This is a genomic window from Natronomonas marina, from assembly GCF_024298905.1.
GTDB lineage: Archaea > Halobacteriota > Halobacteria > Halobacteriales > Haloarculaceae > Natronomonas > Natronomonas marina.
In genome coordinates this window covers 858,260-876,733 of record NZ_CP101154.1, presented here as the reverse complement: position 1 = coordinate 876,733, position 18,474 = coordinate 858,260, and the positions used below count along the sequence as shown (strand labels likewise).

Annotated in this window: 18 protein-coding genes and 2 tRNA genes; 9 read left to right on the top strand and 11 right to left on the bottom strand. The window is 66.8% G+C overall.

All coding sequences use genetic code 11. The features are described from left to right. Positions 1-44: 44 nt before the first annotated feature. Positions 45-1,016 (top strand): archaeosortase A, encoded by a 972-nt coding sequence (gene artA / locus NLF94_RS04685; RefSeq protein WP_254840306.1) that lies wholly within the window; start codon positions 45-47, stop codon positions 1,014-1,016. Between the two features lie 5 nt (positions 1,017-1,021). Here the strand turns inward: artA and dph5 are convergent, their stop codons facing one another. Together dph5 and NLF94_RS04675 are read right to left on the bottom strand one after the other, a co-directional pair. Continuing rightward, positions 1,022-1,822, bottom strand: a complete 801-nt coding sequence (dph5, locus tag NLF94_RS04680) for a diphthine synthase (protein ID WP_254840305.1) — start codon at positions 1,820-1,822, stop codon at positions 1,022-1,024. Between the two features lie 92 nt (positions 1,823-1,914). Then, on the bottom strand, positions 1,915-3,258 hold the full coding sequence (locus NLF94_RS04675) for an RNA-guided endonuclease InsQ/TnpB family protein (protein ID WP_254840304.1): 1,344 nt from the start codon (positions 3,256-3,258) through the stop codon (positions 1,915-1,917). A 46-nt stretch (positions 3,259-3,304) separates the two neighbouring features. Here NLF94_RS04675 and NLF94_RS04670 point away from each other — a divergent pair, with 46 nt between their 5' ends. From NLF94_RS04670 to NLF94_RS04645, 6 genes are all read left to right on the top strand, one after another. Next, positions 3,305-3,529 (top strand): hypothetical protein, encoded by a 225-nt coding sequence (locus tag NLF94_RS04670; protein WP_254840303.1) that lies wholly within the window; start codon positions 3,305-3,307, stop codon positions 3,527-3,529. A gap of 716 nt (positions 3,530-4,245) precedes the next feature. Beyond that, a complete protein-coding gene (locus NLF94_RS04665) occupies positions 4,246-5,232 on the top strand; it encodes a class I SAM-dependent methyltransferase (protein ID WP_254840302.1) in 987 nt (328 codons plus the stop codon). A gap of 304 nt (positions 5,233-5,536) precedes the next feature. Next, positions 5,537-7,009, top strand: coding sequence for a hypothetical protein (locus NLF94_RS04660; RefSeq protein ID WP_254840301.1), 1,473 nt, complete (start codon positions 5,537-5,539; stop codon positions 7,007-7,009). Then, the gene (locus tag NLF94_RS04655; RefSeq protein WP_254840300.1) at positions 7,006-8,100 is read left to right on the top strand and encodes an NEW3 domain-containing protein; all 1,095 of its coding nucleotides are present in this window, start codon (positions 7,006-7,008) and stop codon (positions 8,098-8,100) included. The genes NLF94_RS04660 and NLF94_RS04655 overlap by 4 nt, the downstream gene beginning before the upstream one ends. A 49-nt stretch (positions 8,101-8,149) precedes the next feature. Beyond that, positions 8,150-8,223 (top strand) — tRNA-Thr (locus NLF94_RS04650). Positions 8,224-8,447: 224 nt separating this feature from the next. Then, positions 8,448-9,056 (top strand): DUF7983 family protein, encoded by a 609-nt coding sequence (locus tag NLF94_RS04645; RefSeq protein WP_254840299.1) that lies wholly within the window; start codon positions 8,448-8,450, stop codon positions 9,054-9,056. 165 nt (positions 9,057-9,221) lie between these two features. Here NLF94_RS04645 and NLF94_RS04640 read toward each other — a convergent pair. Further along, positions 9,222-9,296 (bottom strand) — tRNA-Glu (locus NLF94_RS04640). A 117-nt stretch (positions 9,297-9,413) separates the two neighbouring features. Continuing rightward, complete coding sequence (locus tag NLF94_RS04635) at positions 9,414-10,811, bottom strand: hypothetical protein (RefSeq protein ID WP_254840298.1); 1,398 nt, start codon at positions 10,809-10,811, stop codon at positions 9,414-9,416. A gap of 103 nt (positions 10,812-10,914) precedes the next feature. Here NLF94_RS04635 and NLF94_RS04630 point away from each other — a divergent pair, with 103 nt between their 5' ends. Further along, positions 10,915-12,219: an outer membrane protein assembly factor BamB family protein gene (locus tag NLF94_RS04630; RefSeq protein ID WP_254840297.1), complete on the top strand. Its 1,305-nt coding sequence runs from the start codon at positions 10,915-10,917 to the stop codon at positions 12,217-12,219. Here NLF94_RS04630 and NLF94_RS04625 read toward each other — a convergent pair. The 3 genes from NLF94_RS04625 to NLF94_RS04615 form a co-directional block, all read right to left on the bottom strand. Beyond that, positions 12,192-12,881, bottom strand: a complete 690-nt coding sequence (locus NLF94_RS04625) for an Ntn hydrolase family protein (protein WP_254840296.1) — start codon at positions 12,879-12,881, stop codon at positions 12,192-12,194. The two genes, NLF94_RS04630 and NLF94_RS04625, sit on opposite strands and share 28 nt — an antisense overlap. Further along, a complete protein-coding gene (gene psmA, locus NLF94_RS04620) occupies positions 12,874-13,608 on the bottom strand; it encodes an archaeal proteasome endopeptidase complex subunit alpha (RefSeq protein ID WP_254840295.1) in 735 nt (244 codons plus the stop codon). The genes NLF94_RS04625 and psmA overlap by 8 nt, the downstream gene beginning before the upstream one ends. 139 nt (positions 13,609-13,747) lie before the next feature. Continuing rightward, positions 13,748-13,993: a hypothetical protein gene (locus NLF94_RS04615; RefSeq protein WP_254840294.1), complete on the bottom strand. Its 246-nt coding sequence runs from the start codon at positions 13,991-13,993 to the stop codon at positions 13,748-13,750. A gap of 77 nt (positions 13,994-14,070) precedes the next feature. On the opposite strand from NLF94_RS04615, the gene NLF94_RS04610 reads away from it, so the two are divergent. Continuing rightward, the gene (locus tag NLF94_RS04610) at positions 14,071-14,421 is read left to right on the top strand and encodes a thioredoxin family protein (RefSeq protein ID WP_254840293.1); all 351 of its coding nucleotides are present in this window, start codon (positions 14,071-14,073) and stop codon (positions 14,419-14,421) included. Between the two features lie 42 nt (positions 14,422-14,463). Here the strand turns inward: NLF94_RS04610 and ctaD are convergent, their stop codons facing one another. From ctaD to NLF94_RS04590, 4 genes are all read right to left on the bottom strand, one after another. Then, positions 14,464-16,263: a cytochrome c oxidase subunit I gene (gene ctaD, locus NLF94_RS04605; protein WP_254840292.1), complete on the bottom strand. Its 1,800-nt coding sequence runs from the start codon at positions 16,261-16,263 to the stop codon at positions 14,464-14,466. A 123-nt stretch (positions 16,264-16,386) separates the two neighbouring features. After that, entirely contained in the window at positions 16,387-16,707 is a 321-nt protein-coding gene (locus NLF94_RS04600; RefSeq protein WP_254840291.1) for a DUF6684 family protein, read from the bottom strand. Positions 16,708-16,739: 32 nt separating this feature from the next. Continuing rightward, complete coding sequence (locus NLF94_RS04595; RefSeq protein WP_254840290.1) at positions 16,740-17,147, bottom strand: DUF7541 family protein; 408 nt, start codon at positions 17,145-17,147, stop codon at positions 16,740-16,742. 51 nt (positions 17,148-17,198) lie between these two features. After that, entirely contained in the window at positions 17,199-18,464 is a 1,266-nt protein-coding gene (locus NLF94_RS04590) for a helix-turn-helix transcriptional regulator (RefSeq protein ID WP_254840289.1), read from the bottom strand. Positions 18,465-18,474: the final 10 nt, after the last annotated feature.

The window sequence follows — 18,474 nt, the reverse complement described above, 5'->3', positions numbered from 1 at the left end:
CGGGCCGACAAGGACTTTAGGCGACCGGCCCATCCTCCCGGTAGATGCTCCCCGTCGACGTACTGGCGGTCACGGATCCGCTGGCGTGGGCGCTGCTCGCGCTGTTCGGCGGCGGCGCGCTTGCCGAGCGGCGCTACCCGGCGAGGGCACGCTACGTCGTCGGCGCCGCCTGGGTCCTGTTCGCGGCCTTCTGGTTACTCCTGGTGCCGCACTTCTTCTTCGTCCAGAACAGCGTCCTCGAGGCGCTCCTTGCGCTCGTTGGGGTGCCGGCCTGCGTCTACGCGGCCTACCTCCTCGTGGACGGCCGGGACTCGCTTTTCGTCCTCTCGCGGGCCGTCGCCGTGATGGGGCTGATCTACCTGCCGGCCGAGACGATTCCGCTGGTCCGGCAGCTACTCGTCGAACACGTTGCCCGACAGACCGAACTGCTGATGGGTCTGCTGGGCTACGACCCGACGCTGCGCCCCATCGGCCCCGGCCGGCCGGCCTACGAGGGGTACATGGCAGCGTTTTACTTCGAGACGCCGGACCCCGCCCACGGCGGCATCGTCTACAACATCGTGATGGCGTGTACGGCGCTGGGCAGCATGGCCATCTTCGCGGGCTGTATCGCCGCGGTGCGGGCGCCGCTCCGCCGGAAGCTCCGGGCGCTGGCCGTCGCCATCCCGGTCATCTACGTCCTGAACATCGTCCGGACGACGTTCATCGGGCTGGCGTTCGGCCACCAGTGGTTCGACGGGCCGTACTCGCCGTACCTGATGTCGCTGTTCGGCGAGTCCGACCCCTACATGGTCTCTCACATCGTCGCCGAGGGCATCGTCAGCCAGACCCTGTCGGTGGTCGCGCTGGTCGCCATCGCGTGGGTCGTCATCCGGGAGCTACCCGAACTGCTCGTCATCGTCGACGACGTCGCCTACATGGTGACCGGCGAGGAGCGAAACACCGCGGCCGAACTCGACCTGCTGCCCGACGACGCCGAGGGGCCGAACGTCGAGCCGACGCGTGCCGACGACTGACAGTCTCAGACCGGGTCGGGGAGGACCGACGGCGGCGCGTCCGCGAGTTCGACGAGCGCGTCGCGTTCGAGGACGTGGAGGTCGCCGGGGACGACCAGCAGGTGCAGCGGGTCGCCGAACGAGCGGTCCGCGAGCGCCGACAGTTCGTCGGCGGCGACGACGGGGTCCGGACTCCCGGCGCGGGCGACGGCGACGCCGACGGCATCGAGTTCTCCGGCGAGCAGTCCCGCGGCGCGGTCTGCGGTCATGTACTCCTCGTGGTCGGGGTCGGGACCGGTCGGTCCCGTGCCGATCTTGATGTCGAGGAAGACGAGCGTGTGGAGCCCGCGCTCGCGGTTGGTCTCGACGGTGTCGACGACGCTTTCGGGGACGCCGTCGGACCCGTGCGCCCACGGGAACGGCAGCGTCGTCGCCTTCCCGAAGCGGTAGTTCTGCAGTCCCGAAAGCGAGGCCGCGGCGGCCTCGGCGGTCGTCCCGTGGACGATGCGGGTGTCGACGCCGCGGGACTCGGCCTGCAGCCGGAGGTCGACGTGGGTCGTCGATATCATCGGGTCGCCGGCGGTGAGGAAGACGGCGTCGCCGCCCTCGGCGGCTTCGAGTATCGGCTCGGGGTCGCTCTCGACGCCCGCGCGGTCCCGTACTTCGACATCGACGTCGTGAAACTCCTCTAGCTCCCCGACCGTCGCGCCGGCGAGCTTGCTGGTGTAGAACTCCGCGAAGACGCGGTCGGCGGCCCGCAGGGCGTCGCGGCCCTCGAGCGTGACCGAGCGTTCGTCGTAGAGGCCGAGGCCGACGAAGGTGAGCATACCGCCGTTCGGCGGCCCGCGGGCAAAAGCGCCGCGATGACATCCTCCGCGCCGTGAACGGCGCGGTTTCCTCCGTGGGAGCCTCAGCCGGTCTAAGATTCCCCGGAAGCAACATTCCCGTCGCGGTGGACGGTACTCGGGTCTGTGCGCTGTTCTTTGGGATTTGAAGAAGCGTCTGTGGTTGAACGCCATTGATCATTGTCCCACTGGAACCGCACGGGCCGTGCCATCGGCCTGACTGCCTGCTCTGTGTGCCGTCTCAGGAACGTTTCTGACGCTGTAAGGTCGGCGTGTCCCTCAAACCCACACGGACAGGTGAGCGTGTCCTGATGCCGCGTCGTTCGGTCTGTCGAACCGCACTGCGGGCACTCTTGACTGGTCCACGCTTCCGACCGGACTTCGACCGAGATACCGTATTCTTCGGCGGTACACGCCAGTCGCTCGGTGAATTGCTTGAACGCCCAGAAGTTGTGGGTCTTGGCGTTCGTCTCGACCGACCAGTGCGTGTCGAGTACGTCAGTCAAGCCACCGATATACACCGTATCCACACCTTCGGCATACAGTCGTTCAAGCAGGTCACGACACAGTGCTTCTTGGGCGTGGTCCCGGCGACGAGTTCGTTTCCGGTACAACCGCTGGATACGCTCGCTACTGTATCGGCCTTCTTCGAGTTTCGACTGTAATCGGGCGATTTCTCGCGTCGTCTCACGGAATCGCTGGAACAACTCACGGCCTTCATACAGGTATTGCTCGCCGGTTGTGGTGGTACAGGCGACGAGAGTGTTCGCGCCAATGTCCAGAGCGGCCTTTTCGTCGGCCAGTGGAGTATCCCGTGCATCAGCAGAAACAGTCACGGGTTGCGAAGCTCTGAACGTACAATCAGTCTCGTCGTACCATAGTTCCAACCGGCCTTGGTCATCGTAGTCGGGCCAGTTCGGTTTGCCAACGATTTCGAGCCGAAGACGGCTTTTCGGGCTGTTGTGTCTGTCTCGGAGTTCTTTGCCGACGACCATCTCAAGTCGAGAGCGGTTGCCCCATTCGACGGTGTATGCGTCCTTTCGGACGACGCCTTTGAGAACACGTCCGTCGTCTTCGTTGCCACGGAACCCCGGGGGGTCGGGGTGTTCCGTGACCGACGTGTTCGATTCGTCGTGAAACTGCTTCTTGTTCTCGAAGAACGAACGCCACGCTTCGGTGTTTGCTCGCCGGACAGTTTGAGCGGTGGACGCGCCGAGAACGCCTTTGTATTTGCCTTCGAGAGCACCAGTATCAGCGTCCCACACGTCGCCCTCGAAGCCGTCTTCGTCGTTGTAGCGCATGAGGCGCTGGTAGTTAATCTCATTCCAGAGAGCGGCGGAAGCGTCCAACAAGTCGCGTAGCACCCGCTCATCGTCGTCGGTGAGCGGTCGCACGGCGAACGTGTTGGTACGCTTCATGCCACAATTCTTTTCACGTCTTCACGTCAAATAAGTCTCATGAGACATGACAGTTGACACGCCGCTTACGTGTTACATCTGTGGAGAGACAGACGATTGGACAACCGTTGACTTGATTGGCTGTTTCGAGGACCGACAAGCCGCAGGGGAACGGTTCGAAGAAAAGCATGGGAAAGAGCCGGACAGCTACCTGTTCGTCTGTCCCGAGTGCAAAGAGGAGAATCCGCACCATGCCGAAAACTGCTACGAGAAGTACGGGAGAGTCCAATGAGGCCAGCAATTGACCTCTCTTACGGATTGCACGGTCGTCTGAAAGATTACGCCGAAGCAAACGACTTGGAACTTTCAGAAGCGTATGCAGAGGTGTTAGAAGCAGGTCTTGAAGCGTTGGAGACTCAAGACCAGCAGTAACACGGCAGTTTCTCACCAGAGTTTACGCGATTCACTCCCGCCCTGCTCAGTCCTCGGTTCCGACTGAGCGTCGGAACGCTCGTCCTTCACTGGAAGGGCGGGATTCTCTCGCTGAATCAAGATAGCGGTTGCGGCGTTCGGCGTCGAACGGGTGGTGAGAGAGAGCGTGGGGAGCCGCAATCCGCGAGCACGACCCACCGACGGCGAGGCCTGCGTGACGGCGAAGCCGTCACGGGAGCGGCGGTCGGCGATGCCGACCGCCCAGCCGAGCCGTCGGCATTTTTCATCGACGTTCGGAAGACGCGTCGCGTCTTCCGCAGCCCATCAGAAACGCGGCGCGTTTCTGAGGACGTTTTTCGAGGAGCGGGTTGCGGGCCGGCGGCCCGCAACCGCATGCCGTGGTCGTTCGAACGGCGCTCTGCGCCGTTCGTGATGACGAGAGAGCTCCGCTCTCTCGGACCACGGCGTAGCCGCCACACGGTTCCCGCAGCGAGCGAAGCGAGCGAGGAAACCCGACGAGGAAAAAGGTCGGTGCGGAACGTCAGGCTTACTGCCCGTCCGGCCGGAGCGTCGACGATGGCCGTCACCTGCGTCCGCGTGCCGCGCGAGGAGGGGGAGGCGACCCGAAAGCGCCTCGCCGAACGGGACGCGATAGCCGAGGAGTACGAGATAACCGTCGAGGACGGATACCTCTACATTCCGCTCTCGGAGGAGGTCGACCGCGCGGCGCTCGAAGAGGGCTACGAAGTCGTCGACCGGGAACTCGAACGCCGGGAGACGCAGACCCTGCCCGCAGACCCCCTAGGGTTCGAACCGTCCTACGAGCGGTTGGGCGACATCGCCATCGTCGACGAGGACGACGACGAGCGGGCCCGCGAAATCGCCGAGGCAATCGTCGCCTCGGACCTGCCCGTCGAGACCGTGGTGAACCGTGCCTCGCCAATCGAGGGCGAACTCCGCGTCCGACAGTGGGACGTCCTCGTCGGCGAGCGCACCGAGACCGTCCACCGGGAGTACGGCTCGGCCTTCGAACTCGACATCGAGGAGGTGTACTTCTCGCCCCGGCTTGCGACCGAGCGCCACCGGGTCGTCGAACAGGTCGCGGCGGACGAACGGTTCTTCGACATGTTCGCCGGCGTCGGCCCGTTCGTGATTCCGGCGGCCAAGCGGGGGGCCGACTGCGTCGGCGTCGACCTCAACGAGGTCGCCGTCGAGTACCTCCGCCGGAACGCCGAGCGCAACGGCGTCGCCGACCGCGTGACGGCTATCCACGGCGACGTGCGGGACGTCGAGGGGTTCGACGACTGGGCCGACCGGATCGTGATGAACCTCCCGCACAGCGCCGACGAGTTCCTGGAGACGGCGGTCGCGCTCGCGGACGAGGACTGTGTGGTCCACTACTACGACATCCAGCCGGATTCGGATCCCTTCGGGCCGGGCGAGCGAGCGATCCGGGCGGCCGCCGAACCCGACTACGAGATGACCGTCGAGAACCGCCGGACCGTCCGGTCATACGCGCCCCACGAGTCCAACGTCTGTCTGGACGTTCGACTGCAGCGGTAGCGACGCCGGCGCGTCCCCTGCAGGGGTTTTTAATTACCAGACATTCCCGGCAACGACGTTTTGACGTGTTTGTCACAATCCACTTTACGAGGGGGTCGGATTTCGGAGGTAAGGAAATCCGGTCTCTAAGGAACACATGAGTAGCGAACCGTCACCGAACGAACGAACGCAGGTCGTGCTACTGGCCGCCGTAGTGGCTCTGTCCCTCGTGGCCGGGGCCGGAGTCATCGCCGGTCAGACGGCCGCACAGTCGGACAGTGATACGAATACGGGGGAAGCGTCGGCGACACCCGGATCGGTTGGCGTGACGGCGGGAGCCGCCAACCAGACGCCGATCGCCGAGGACGGGGGTGGTTCGGCCGCGCTGAACTTCACCGAGGACGCACTGGGGGGATTCCCCGCAAACGGGACGGCGACGCTTTCCCTCCCGTCCGACGGTGACGTGAGCTTCGATACGGCGAACAGTAGCGTCTCCGTCGTCGCCCAGGGTGCGACCGTCGGCAACGTCACCCTCCGAGAGCGGACGGTCGAGATCGAGGTCGAGTCGACCGACAACGGGACGAACAGCGTTCTCTCGGTGTCCGGGCTCCGCTTCGTCACCGGCGGCAACGCCTCGGTGGTCGAGGCGACGTGGTCGTTCGGCAACGCCGAGGGGACCACCAGAGTCGAACCGGAACGGCTGGAGACGACCGGATTCGGTGACGTGCTCGAACGGGGGGCCCACGACGTCCCCGACGACGGGACCGGATTCGTGATAGACGCCCCCGACGACGCGCGAACGGAAGGGTTCCACGCCGAGGACGAGTTCATCTCGGTTACCGTCCCCGAAGCGCACGCCGGCCGGCTCTCGTTCAACGAGTCGGTCCTCGACGACATCGTGGTCGAAGCCGACGGTGGGGACTGCGGTGGGTTCCTGGACATCGGTATCTCGCTGGGCGGCAACCCGGAGACCCAGGCCGACGACGACATGCTGTTGATCGACCCGGGCTGTGAAATCGGCAGCGACGAGTACGTCACCGTCGAGAACCTTCGGTTCGACGTCGCGGGTGCCGAAGCCGGCGACGCCGTCGATGTCGACGTGGACCTGAACGTCCAGTCGACGCCGGTCGGCGCCGCGGAGAACGCGACGGTCGCCGGCGAGAACGACCTCCGGCTCCGTGGGCCGACCGTCGACGTCGGCACCACCACCATAGAGACGAACGAGACGGCGACGGCCGGGGACGTGCCGCTCAAGATCAACGTCGCCGACGAGCACGGCAGCATGATCGGTGCCGGCACCCAGGTCACCGTCGAGGTGAACGGCACCGGCGTCACGTTCAACGAGTCCCAGACCTTCGAGGCCGTCTCGGTTGCGGGCGATACCGCGCCGCCGACGGTCGTCAACGCCACTGCCACGTCGATCACCCTCGAAGTGGGATCCGAGACCGCCGCCGGCGACGAGTTCCGCGTCCAGCGGGAGGGCGGTAACGGTATCCTCTTCGACGTCGCGGAGGGCGCCGGGAACGCAAGCTTCGACGTGACGACGACGCCCGGCGGCGAGGACGTCACGCAGGTGACCGATGGCGGCGTCGTGACCACGAAATGTGTGTCGATTCTGGAGGCTGTCGACGAGAACGACGACGGAAATATAAGCGACTTTGAACTCTTGGATGCAGCCGGGCTGTGGCGACAGAACGAGCCAGTTCCTGGGACGTGCGGTGAACTAATCAGTGACTTCGACCTGCTGGACATCGCTGAAAAGTGGCGGAACGACCAGCAATCGGAGGGACAAGCATGAAAACAGAGAGCAAGATTGGAATCGGTGTTCTGGCGGCGTTGTTGGTCGTCGTGTCGGCTTCGAGTCTCGCGTTCGCGGGAGCGGACCTATCCTCGAGCGGCGACAAGACAGTGGCTCCGGGCGAGCAAGTGACGGTCGAGTTCACTCTGACCAACACGGGTGATAGCGCGAACTCATACGTTCTGGGGCTTTCCTGTCCGAGTGAGTTTACGGTCTCGGACAACTGTGACGATCGGTTCTACGAGGAGATTGACCCCGGCGCGAGCCGGAACCCATCGCTGACGTTTACAGTTCCCGAGGACACAGAGCCCGGCGACTACACCGTGAGCGCGACGGCGAAGTTCAAGGAGAACGGTAACGACAAGACGACCAGCACCTCGACGACGATCACCGTCGAATCCCAGTCGACCCCGACACCCACGCCGACCCCGACGGCTACCCCGACACCCACGCCGACCGACGGTGACGGCGGTGACGGGACGCCGACCGACACGCCCACGCCGACCGACGGTGACGGCGGTGATGGGACGCCGACCGACACGCCCACGCCGACCGACGGTGACGGCGGTGACGGGACGCCGACCGACACGCCCACGCCGACCGATGGCGACGGCGGCGAGTCCGGCCCGACGCCGACGTTCGTCGACGACGATGACGACGACTCGACGTCCGGTGGCTCCGACGATGGGAGTTCCGGCGACGGCGGCGACGATTCGACCGGTTCGGACGGCAGCGGCTCCGACGGCGGTGACGACACGACCGACGGGGCTGACGACGGCGACGATTCGACCGGTTCGGACAGTAGCGGATCCGACGGCGACGACGGCTCGAGTGACGACGGTAGCGACGACACGGGAAGCGACACGAACGGCTCCGAAGACGGCACCGGCACCGACACCGCGGACGACGGCGGCGACGGTGACAGCACCGGCGACGGTGGGCCGACCGAGACCGGCGACGGCGACGACTCCCTCGTCGGCGGGCTTCAGGAGATCGCGGGAACGACCGGCCTCGCCGTGTTCGGCCTCCTGGCCGCGATCGTACTCGCGGTCATCCTGGTAATCTACGGTAGCCGGGTGCTCGAAGAGTAGTTCGATTCGCAACCCTTATTGCGATTATCCCCCCACGGTGGAATGTAGTGCCGGTGTAGCTCAGACTGGCAGAGCGAATCCTTCGTAAGGATTAGGTCGAGGGTTCAAATCCCTCCACCGGCTTACACCATTTTGTTTACAATCTCACTAGTTAAATACGTGTGGGGTGGGTTACTCTGTAATTGTGCTTTCTCGGCCACTGTAGGCCGTTTTACGATATGATCGCCGTAGAAATCAGCGATCGTGCTATCTCCAATGTATCAATTTCAAAGAACACGAGTTCTTGCGCCGGCACTCAATACACACGGCTCCTGAATCCTTTATTCAAGCCCGCCGTACCCGCTCGCATGACATTCGGTACGACGTGGAACAACCTTCTCGAAAACGTCGAGGAACTTCCATCGGACGCGACCCTCGTCACCCCACTCTCGCGGAAGGCGTTTCGCGTCACCGACGTTCAGGAACATCGGGTGCTTATCGACTACCGCGGCGAGAACGAAACCATTCCACTACAGCGCGACCAGTTCGAGACGCTTCACCGTCGCATACAGGACTCGTGTGGAGAGTTCGACCTTGACCGACTGCCACCAAATGCCGAACCGTATGCGGCTGTGTTCAGCGTCTCTTCAAATTTCGAGATTGATGAAGACGAGTGGGTACTGGCAAAAGCAGAAACGCAATCACCATCCTCGCTTGTCGAACACTCGGCGGACAAAAACCAGGATGACGAGCATGAATACGAGACGGAGTCGATCATTGAGACGATGATGGGCAACATGGGAGAGTCGCAACTGAGAATCGACTGTCCGATAGAGGGGTGCCAGTATAGCCATCGGTCTGCCTCGTCGGTCGCTCGCCATGTGAGTGGAAGTAGTACGGCCAAACACATATGGGAGAATACGGATTATGCGGGTTGGCGTGATTTTGTTAGGAAGCACGGAGAGACGCCGGGATAGTACGGTCTCGACGAGGAATGGCTCTATCCCCACAGTTGTGGTGGACGTGCTCGACGCCGACGTGGCGACCGAGAAGAGAGCGCAGTGGGAAGCCTTCGAGTTCATCACCCTCGGTGACGGCGACGTGGAGGTGGTCAACGATCGCCGGAATGAACGGGGATGGAGTGCTCCGTCAGGGATTCGAACCCTGGTCCTTGCCGTGAGAGGGCAAGATGATTGGCCGGACTACACCAACGGAGCGCACCGAATTCTATCGGGGAGGAACGTATAATGGTTGCGTTTCACCGCCGCCGTGAGCCGGTTTGCCACTGCGAGCGGAGTCGACGACGGGGACGGAGGGACGCCGGATACGACCGGTCACTGGACGACGGGCTGGGAGACTATCCACAGCGACGCCCCGGTGTAGGCGACCATCACGACGACCAGCGGCAGGTGCGCTCGTCGGCCGGCCTCGACTGACCCGTACCGGGCGACTGCGACCCCGTGGGCAGCGACGACAGCCACGAGGTGGCCGACGACGACGAGGACGACCTGCGACCACCAGAATGCGGGTAGCGAGAGCCACCCGACGAGCGCGAGCGGTTCGGCCGACGGCACGAGCGGGCGGGCGGCGACGGCCCACAGCTGGCCCAGGTTCCGCAGGACGAACGGGTAGTAGTGGGCCACCTCGTAGGCGGCGGCGATGGGAAGCAGCGTCGGCGCGAACCGCAGCGCGGCCGCCTGCCCAGAGCCACGACCCGCGCCCAGTCGCTCACAGAGCGTGCTCGCGCCGAAGAAGGTCACCAGGAACAGTCCGAACCCGAGTCCGTAGATGGCGAACGGCACGACCCAGCCCACCCCGAGCGCGGCCCGCATGCCGGTGAGCAACTCGACGTACGCTCGCGTGCTCGTGAATCCGTCGAAGCTCACCGTGTAGACGGTCGCCACGGCGAAGGCCGCCAGTGCGAGCGTGCCGACCGGACGGCGACAGTCACGCCACGGCGGCGTGACCGCCAAGACGGCCGACCCGCCGTTCCGGGTCACCGACACCGGCGCGACCCGGCCGAACAGTCGATAGAGGACCGAGAGCGGGTCGGCCCTGCGGAGCCACGCCTCCCCGAACAGGAGCGCGCCGCCCAGCGTCACGAGGCCGTAGCCGGCGACGACGACGGCGGTCAGGCGGGGCGACTCCGGAATCGTGGTGAGGTTCTCGACGACGGCGACGAGCGTCAGGAACCCGACGAGCGCCGGCCAGTCGCCGAGCGCCGCCGGGTACTCCTCGAAGACGGAGACGGCCCCGCCCTCCAGGCGAACCAGCCCCCGATAGATCGCCCGCCACGGCGACAGCAACCCCCACGGCGACCCGACGAGAACCGAGACGAGCGCCAGGCCGCGAATCCACACCGGCCACACGAAGAGGGTCGCGGCGTTCTCCGCGGCGACCTGTCGGCCGAGGAGGCCGGCACCGACCGCCGCGACGACGGCGGCGAGAAACAGCGGGCGGGCGAGCCAGCGCCCGGCGGCGACCGCCGCGGGCGGCAGGTCGATTCGTCGGACCGCCGACGAATCCGGCGGTCGGCGGTCGGCGACGGCCAAAAGCAGCGCCGTCAGGGCGACGGTCGCGGCCGCGCCGCCGAGCAGCAACGGCAGCGGGAGCGGCGCCTCGAAGCGGGACCCGCCAACCGGGTGGGCAGCGACGCCGCGGGCCAGCGACGCGAGGAGGAGACAGCCAAGGCTCGCCCGGCGTCCCACCACGGTGACCGCCCGACGGTCCATGTACCGGACGTTTCGTCACGAGCACGAAAAGGCCCGCTGGTTCGGGTGTCGAACGGCGGGCGCGGAGGAACAGGCTTTTGCGGTGCTCCCCGCGAGAGTCGGTATGCGCCGCCGGACCGCGGTCGCCGTCCTGTTCGTTGGCCTGCTGTTGGCCGGGGTGCTCGTCGTCGGTCTCGGTCTCGCGCCGGTCGGCGGGAGCCTCGAGGTCGAGTGGCTCAGCGACACGCCCCGTGAGAACCTCCGGAACCACCACGCCGTCGGCGTCGGACCGGATTCGGGACTCGTCGTCGCGCCCGTGACCGCGGTCCACGGCGGCGACGTCGAGGTGACGAACCGCTCCTGTTCGCTGGTGAGGCTGGCACCCGAAGACGGCGCCGTCAGGTGGCACGCGCCGACGCCGGCCGAATCCTGCTTCTCGCACGCGCTGACGGAGCCGGCAATCGCCGATATCGACGGCGACGGTCGCCTCGAGGCCGCCGTCGCGTCCACCGAGGAGGCCCTCGTCGTCCACGACGGCCGGACCGGGACCGAGGAGTGGCGCGTCCCGCTGTCGACGTACGGCTACGGCCGTCCGACGGTCACAGGCGACGGTCCCGGCGCCGACGTCGTCGCGAGCGACATCGAGGGCAACGTGGTTCGCGTCACGGGCAACGGGTCGGTCCGCTGGCGGGTCGACACCCGCCGGTTCTTCGGGCAGTTCGCCTCGGTCACCGACCGCCCCCTCGTCACGGACGTGACGGGCGACGGCGACCGGGACGTCGTCGTCGGGAGCAATCGCGGGGTCGTCGTCCTCGCGGCGGACGGCCAGCGACAGTGGAACCGGTCGGTCCCCGGGAGTTACCTCGCTGTGGGACCGGACGAGAACGGGTCGCGGACGGTCGTCACCGCCTACTACCGGTCGGTTCAGGCGCTCGACGGCGCCTCCGGCGAGGTCGTCTGGCGGCGGAACGTCACGAGCGGGCGGGTCCGGGAGGTGACGGACGCCGACGGCGACGGCACGCCCGAGGCCTACGTGGGTCGGGTCGGGGGCGAGGTGCTCGCGCTGGACGCCCGGACCGGCGAGACGGAGTGGTCGACGACGATGGCGGTCGGCGACGGCGTCATCGTGGCGCCGCCGGTCACCGCCGACGTGAACGGCGACGGTCGCCCGGAGGTCGTCGCCGCCGCCGAGGCCGGCCGGGTCGTCGTCCTGGACCCGAACTCCGGCGAGGAACTGGCGACCTACACTCGGGACGTGCCGGTGTGGACGTTCGTCACGTCGGCCGACCTCGACGGCGACGGCGACGCGGAGCTACTCGTCAGGTATGGCGACGGTCGCGTGGCCGCACTCGATTACGCGGCCGGAGAATCGTTCCTGCCCCCCGTTGTCGCGGGCGGCCCTCAGTTGACCTCGTCGAAGTCCTTGTGACCGCGGATGTCGACGCCCTCGGCGGTGATCTCGGCGAGGTAGACGCCGTTGCCGGAGCCGGTGTCGCGCTCGACGGCGGCCTCGACGGCCCGGGCGCCGAGCGAGGCGGCCGCCTCGACGGAGAGTCCCGGCGCGTAGTCGTTCTCCAGCACGCCGTAGGCGGGCTGCATCCCGCTGCCGGTGACCGTGTAGTCGTCGGCCATGACGCCGCCGGCGGGGTCCAGCGAGTAGACGTGGCTGCCGTCGTCGTCGACGCCGCCCAGGATGGGTCGGATGGCGCGGAACGGCCCGCCGCGGGCGAAGTTGCCCGCAAGCGTCGCCAGCGCCGGGATGTCCATCGGTTCGCCGCGGCGCGCCTCGTACAGCGACGCCTCCGCGCGCAGCGTCCGGATGAACGACTGGGCGCCGCCGACGGAGCCGACCAGCGTCAGGGCGGCCGTCGGGTGAATCTGCTCGACCTTCTGGACGTCCTTCGAGGAGACGAACCGGCCGCCCAGCGACGCGCGCATGTCGGTGGCGATGGCGACGCCCTCGGCCGTTGCGATGCCGACGGTCGTCGTACCGGTCTTGTTCACGTCTCCGTCGCTGCCATCGACCGCCTCGAAGTCGCCGAGTTCCGGCTCGTAGGGCGACCGTTCCGCCGAGATGGACGGCTCACGCATCCTCGCCACCCCCGACCTCCGCGAGGTGTGATTCGATGACATCCCGTTCGAGCGTCTCGAAGGTTTCGGACTCGGCGTCGACGGTCGCGAGTTCGACGCCCTCCGCCGAGAGGTCCTCGTTGGTCGCGGCGAGTCCCTCCAGGGCGAGGCCGATACCGGCCTCCAGGTCCATCTCCTCGCGGTAGCCCTCCTCGAGGACGTCCTGGATGGTCTCGCGGTCGCCGCCGACGGCGGTGGCCTGCCACTCGTAGGGTGTCCCCGAGGGATCGGTCTCGAAGAGCCGCGGCCGGCCGTCGTAGACGCCGCCGACGAGCAGCGCGACGCCGAACGGCCGGGCGCCGCCCGTCTGGGTGTACTCCTGGATGTTGTCGGTGACGGCCTTCGTCAGCGTCTCGACGCCGACCGGTTCGCCGTAGCGGAGGTGCTCGGTCTGTGCCCGCCGTCGGGCGAAGTCGATGAGCTTCCGGGCGTCGGCGACGTGGCCGGCGCTGGCGATGCCGATGTGGTCGTCGACCTTGTGCAGTTTCTCGACGGAGGAGCGCTCCATCAGCGACGAGCGGACCCGCCGGACCGCACCCAGTACGACGCCGTCGGGTGTTCGAACGCCGACGCTCGCGGTGCCGCGTGCGACGGCCTCGCGGGCGTACTCGACCTGGTAGAGGCGCCCGTCCGGCGAGAAGATGGTTATCCCCCGGTCGTACGCCTGCTGCTGTGATTGTCCTTGCATGGTGGGAGGGCCGTGCTGGCCTTCACCCCGGGTTAGGGACCCTCACATATACGTTCCTTATAACTGGCCAGCGTTGCCTCCAGTTGCGCGAGGCGTTAGAAGGCTTTCGGCCGCCCCCGGTCGAACGGGTGGTCGCCGGTCACCGCCGGTACCGGAAGGTGACGACCGTCCGGACGCCGTCGGCCCCCTCGACGGTCTCCGTCGAGACGTCGAGACTGACGACGGCGCCCTCGGCGGCCTCGGTCGCTATCGTCCGGAGGTCGGCCGCGCCGGCCCGCTCGTCGGCCAACTCGACCCGATAGCGGTCCCGGTTGGTGCTCACGCCCGCGACGTCGTAGCCGTGCTCCTCGAACGTCTCCCGGAGCGTCGTCTCGAAGTCCGACATCCGGAAACCGTTCGGCCCGGGAGCGCAAAAGCGTTCAGGCCCGACACCGGTTTGCCGCCGGGCGCCGTAGAACCGACATGGATACCGAGAACGGTCCGACCCGTCTGGCCGACGCCGACGCACTCGAGACGTTCGTCGACGAGCACGACCTCGCACTCGTGGAGTTCTTCACCGAGGGCTGCCCGAAGTGTGCAGCCATGGAGCCGGTGCTGGGCAACGTCGCCCGCGCCAGCGGAGTGGCCGTCGGTCTCCTGAACCCACGCGACGACCCCGCACTCTTCGAGCGGTTCGAGGTGCGGTCGGTCCCGACGCTCGTCGTCTTCGTCGACGGCGAGGCCGTCGCTACCCGGGCGTCGGGATTCCAGGGCACAGAGGCGGTGCTGGCGTTCGTCGAGGCGTCGGCGCCGGGGACGGTCGAGACGGCATAATCGACCCGTCGCTGTCGGAAAAAAGCGGAAGGTAGCGGAACGCTATTCCGCGTCGTCGGTCGCCTGTTCGGTGCCGCCGTCGGTGGCGAGTTCGTCCTCGTCGGCGTCGCCGCCGTCGGTGGTGGCGAGTTTGCCCTCGGTGGCGAGCTGGTCCTCGAACCACGCGAACTCGCGGCCGTGGAGGCCGTCCCGCTTGGTGTTCCAGGGGTCGGGGTCGGTGACCTCGGGGCCCTCGGCCCACGACTGGGCGATGTTCCACAGCCAGATGAGCGTCCCGATGCCGATGAGGAACGCGCCGACGGTGGTGACCTGGTGCAGCACTCGCACGGAGGCAAGCGGCGCAAGCGCCGGGTTGAACTCGTAGGTGGCGTACCGGCGGGGCATGCCGAGATACCCCATCAGCAGCATGGCGAAGAACGTGACGTTGACGCCGATCATCGACAGCCAGAAGTGCCACTTGGCCAGCGTCCGCTGGTACATCCGGCCGGTGACGATGGGGAACCAGTAGTAGACGGCGCCGAAGCCGGCGAAGGCGATCATCCCCATGACGACGTAGTGGAAGTGGCCGACGACGTAGTAGGTCTCGTGCAACACGAGGTTGACGGGGATGGCCGCCAGGAAGACGCCGGTGATGCCGCCGATGACGAAGTTCGAGACGAAGCCGAGACAGAACAGCATCGGCGCGGTCAGCCGGACCCGGCCGTTCCACAGCGTCGTGATCCAGTTGAACGTCTTGACTGCCGATGGAATGGCGATGGCCAACGAGGTGGCCATGAACGACGCGCGGATGCGGGGGTCCATCCCGCTGCCGAACATGTGGTGGGCCCAGACGCCGAAGGAGAGCACGCCGATGGCCAGAGTCGAGTAGACGACGAACTTGAAGCCGAACAGCTTCCGGCCCGCGAACTTCGGCAGTATCCACGAGACGATGCCCATCATCGGCAACACGAGTATGTACACCTCCGGATGGCCGAAGAACCAGAAGAGGTGCTGCCACAGTATCGGACCACCGCCCTCGACGGCGAAGAACGTCGTCCCGAAGTTGCGGTCCATGAGGAGCATGATGAGCGCGCTGCCCAGAAGCGGGAACGCGAAGAGGATGAGGCCCGACTGGGTGAGGATGGTCCACGAGAAGATGTCGAGGTTGGCCCAGGTGACGTCCTCGCCGCGCTCGGTGAAGATGGTCGCGATGAAGTTGATGGCCCCCATCGTCGCCGAGACGCCGGTGAGGTGCAGGCCGAGCATCATCAGGTCGACGCCGGGGTTGGACTGCTCGACCGACAGCGGCGCGTACATCGTCCAGGAGGTCTCGGCGGGCCCGATCTCGATGGGCAGCGGGATGGTGAAGAAGCCGGCCCAGATGAGCAGCGCCCCCGGCGGCAACAGCCAGAAGGCGATGGCGTTGATGCGGGGGAAGGCCATGTCGTCGGCGCCGATGAGCAGCGGCACGAAGTAGTTGGCGAAGGCCGCGATGATGGGCGTCCCGAAGAGGAACAGCATCGTGATGCCGTGACTCGTCAACAGCGCGTTGTACAGCGACGGCTGGATGAAGTTCGAGGAGGGAGTCATCAACTCGACCCGCATCAGGAGGACGGCGATGCCGCCCCAGAGGAACGCGATGACGCCGTAGGTGCCGTAGAGGATGCCGATGTCCTTGTGGTCGACGGTGGTCAGCCAGCGAGCGATGCCCGACGGTTTGTGCCCGTGTCCCGTCGCGCCGGCGGCCTCGCCGCTGGCGAGCGGGTTGTACGTGCGCCAGTCCTCCATGCGGGCGAGGAAGGCAGCGATACCGACGAGAAGCGCCCCCATGAGAACCGTCAGCGCAAGCTGTTCAGCAGCCATGGTTGTCTAGTCGGTGCGAAGGACTACGGGTAAAGAAAGGTTGCGTTATGCCGGCGCCATCGCCGGGAAATATCACCGCATACGGTACTGGTGGACGGCGGTCGACGGTGACCGAGCGGGGGGTCAGGCGTCGTCGGTCGGTTCGGATTCCGATTCACCGGGGACGCCCGCGGTCTCGGCGTCCTCCTTCGAGTAGCCCGCCGGGACGTACTCGTCCATCTCTTCTTCGGCCCCGGAGATGGCCTTCCCGGAGTAGTACGTCAGGACGGCGAGGCTGGCACCGGTCAGCAGGATGATCGACATCTGGATGACCACGACCAGCGGGTCGCTCGGGAACGAGCCGATGACGGCGTACGCGACGACGAAGAAGGCGAGTATGCCCAGCGGGATGACGTTCACCGTCAAATCGAGGAGCGTCTCGCGGTCGAACGTGCGTTCACTCATTGCTCGACGGTTCGGGCAGCGACACAAAGAGGTTACTGGTTCAGGGCGAGCGGCGCGAGGAGACCACCGAGGGCCGCGACGGCACCGGTCGCGGCGATGGTGTAGCCCCGCTGGACGATGCCGTTGTCCAGCGCCGCGGCGGCGACGTACGCCGAGACGCCGCCGTCGACCTGCGAGGAGACGAAGAGCAGGCCGACGACGACGAAACTCGCGCCAAGCCCCGCGAGCAGTCGCCACGGCGTTGCGACGTAGCCGGCCTCGTCGACGATGCCGGCGATGCTGCCGGTGAAGAGCAACAGGCCGGTCACCGAGACCGGATAGAGGTTGAAGAGGATGCCGACCTCGCTGAGCACGATGCCGAGGACGACGACGACGGGCCACGGGCTGGTCTTCGTCTGGTGGTCCGACACCCTCGGCTCGGACTCCGATTCCGCTTCCATGTTGGGAGGTCGGTCCGCCGACTCAAATGGCCGTCGGTTCCGGGTGCAACGTCACTCCTCGTCGTCGAACGGGGAGCCGGCCGCGTCCGGTTCGTGCCCGGTCAGCGAGACGATGTTCTCGCGGCCGACCCGGAGCTTCGAGATGTGCTCTTCGTCCTCCATGTCCGACAGCAGCATCGACACCTTCGACTTCGACCAGTCGGTCTCCTCGACGATGTCGACCTGCTTCATCCGGCCGCCGTTGTCCTCGAGCAGGTTGACGACGCGTTCCTCGTCGGAGAGCAGTTCCGCCTCGGTGACGGCGGCCGGCGACTCCGCGTCGGCATCCGCGCCGGTAGCAGCGGTACCGCCGTCGTCGTCACCGCTCGCCTCCGTGACTGCCGCGCCACCGTCGCCGTCGGTCGGCGCGAAGACGCCGTTCCGGTAGGCGACAGCCGCGCCGGTCCCGAGGACGAGAACCACCACCAGCACGCCCGCCGGCAGGAGCCAGCCCGAACCGGTTCCGGTCGGCGTCGGCGTCGCCGTCGACGACGGGGCCGTTCCCGTCTCGCCGGTGGCATCCCCGGCGTCCGTCAGGACGACCCGCGGCCGCTGGTCGGTGAAGGACTTCTCGCCGGTCCAGGTGACGGACTCGCTGTCGGCGAGCGTCCCCGCGGAGACGACCCGGTCGCCGTCGTCGGGACGGGCCTCGTCGAAGGTCAGGTTCGGGCCGGCGACGAAGACCAGTTCCTGATCCGAGCCGATGTAGAGGCCGCCCTCGAAGACGTCGCCGGCCACGACCCGGCCGTCGTCGGCCACCCGTGCGAAGCCCTGCCACCGGAACGACATCTCGACGACGCCGAGCGCCTGCGTCTGGGGGTCCAGTCCCTCGACGCCGGCGTCCCGCCGGAAGCTCTCGGCGCTCATCTCCCGGCCGGTCGCCGTCGAGCCGTTGTCCGCCAGCCACCGCGCACGCTCTCGGAAGTTGACGAACAGTTCCGTCTCGTTGCGGTCGAACTCCTCGGCGAACGCCTCGAAGTCCGCCCGCTCGGAGTCGTTGAGGCTCTTCTCGTAGCGGAACAGCCACTCCGCCGAGCCGTTCTCGTAGACGGTGACCCGAAAGGAGGTCCGGTCGGCCTCGAACCCCTGCAGCAGCGTCGGCGCGCCGACCGACGCCGTGGACACCGAACCGGGTGCGGTCCCCGAGGCGGGACCCTCCGCGTCGGGCCCGGCTCCCGGCGCGGTCCCGCTCACGGTGACGGCGGGCGCTGCCACCGAACACAGCAGGACGCCGGCGAGGAGAAGGGACAGCCGTCGCCCTTCGAGCGACCGTACCATCGATACCGGA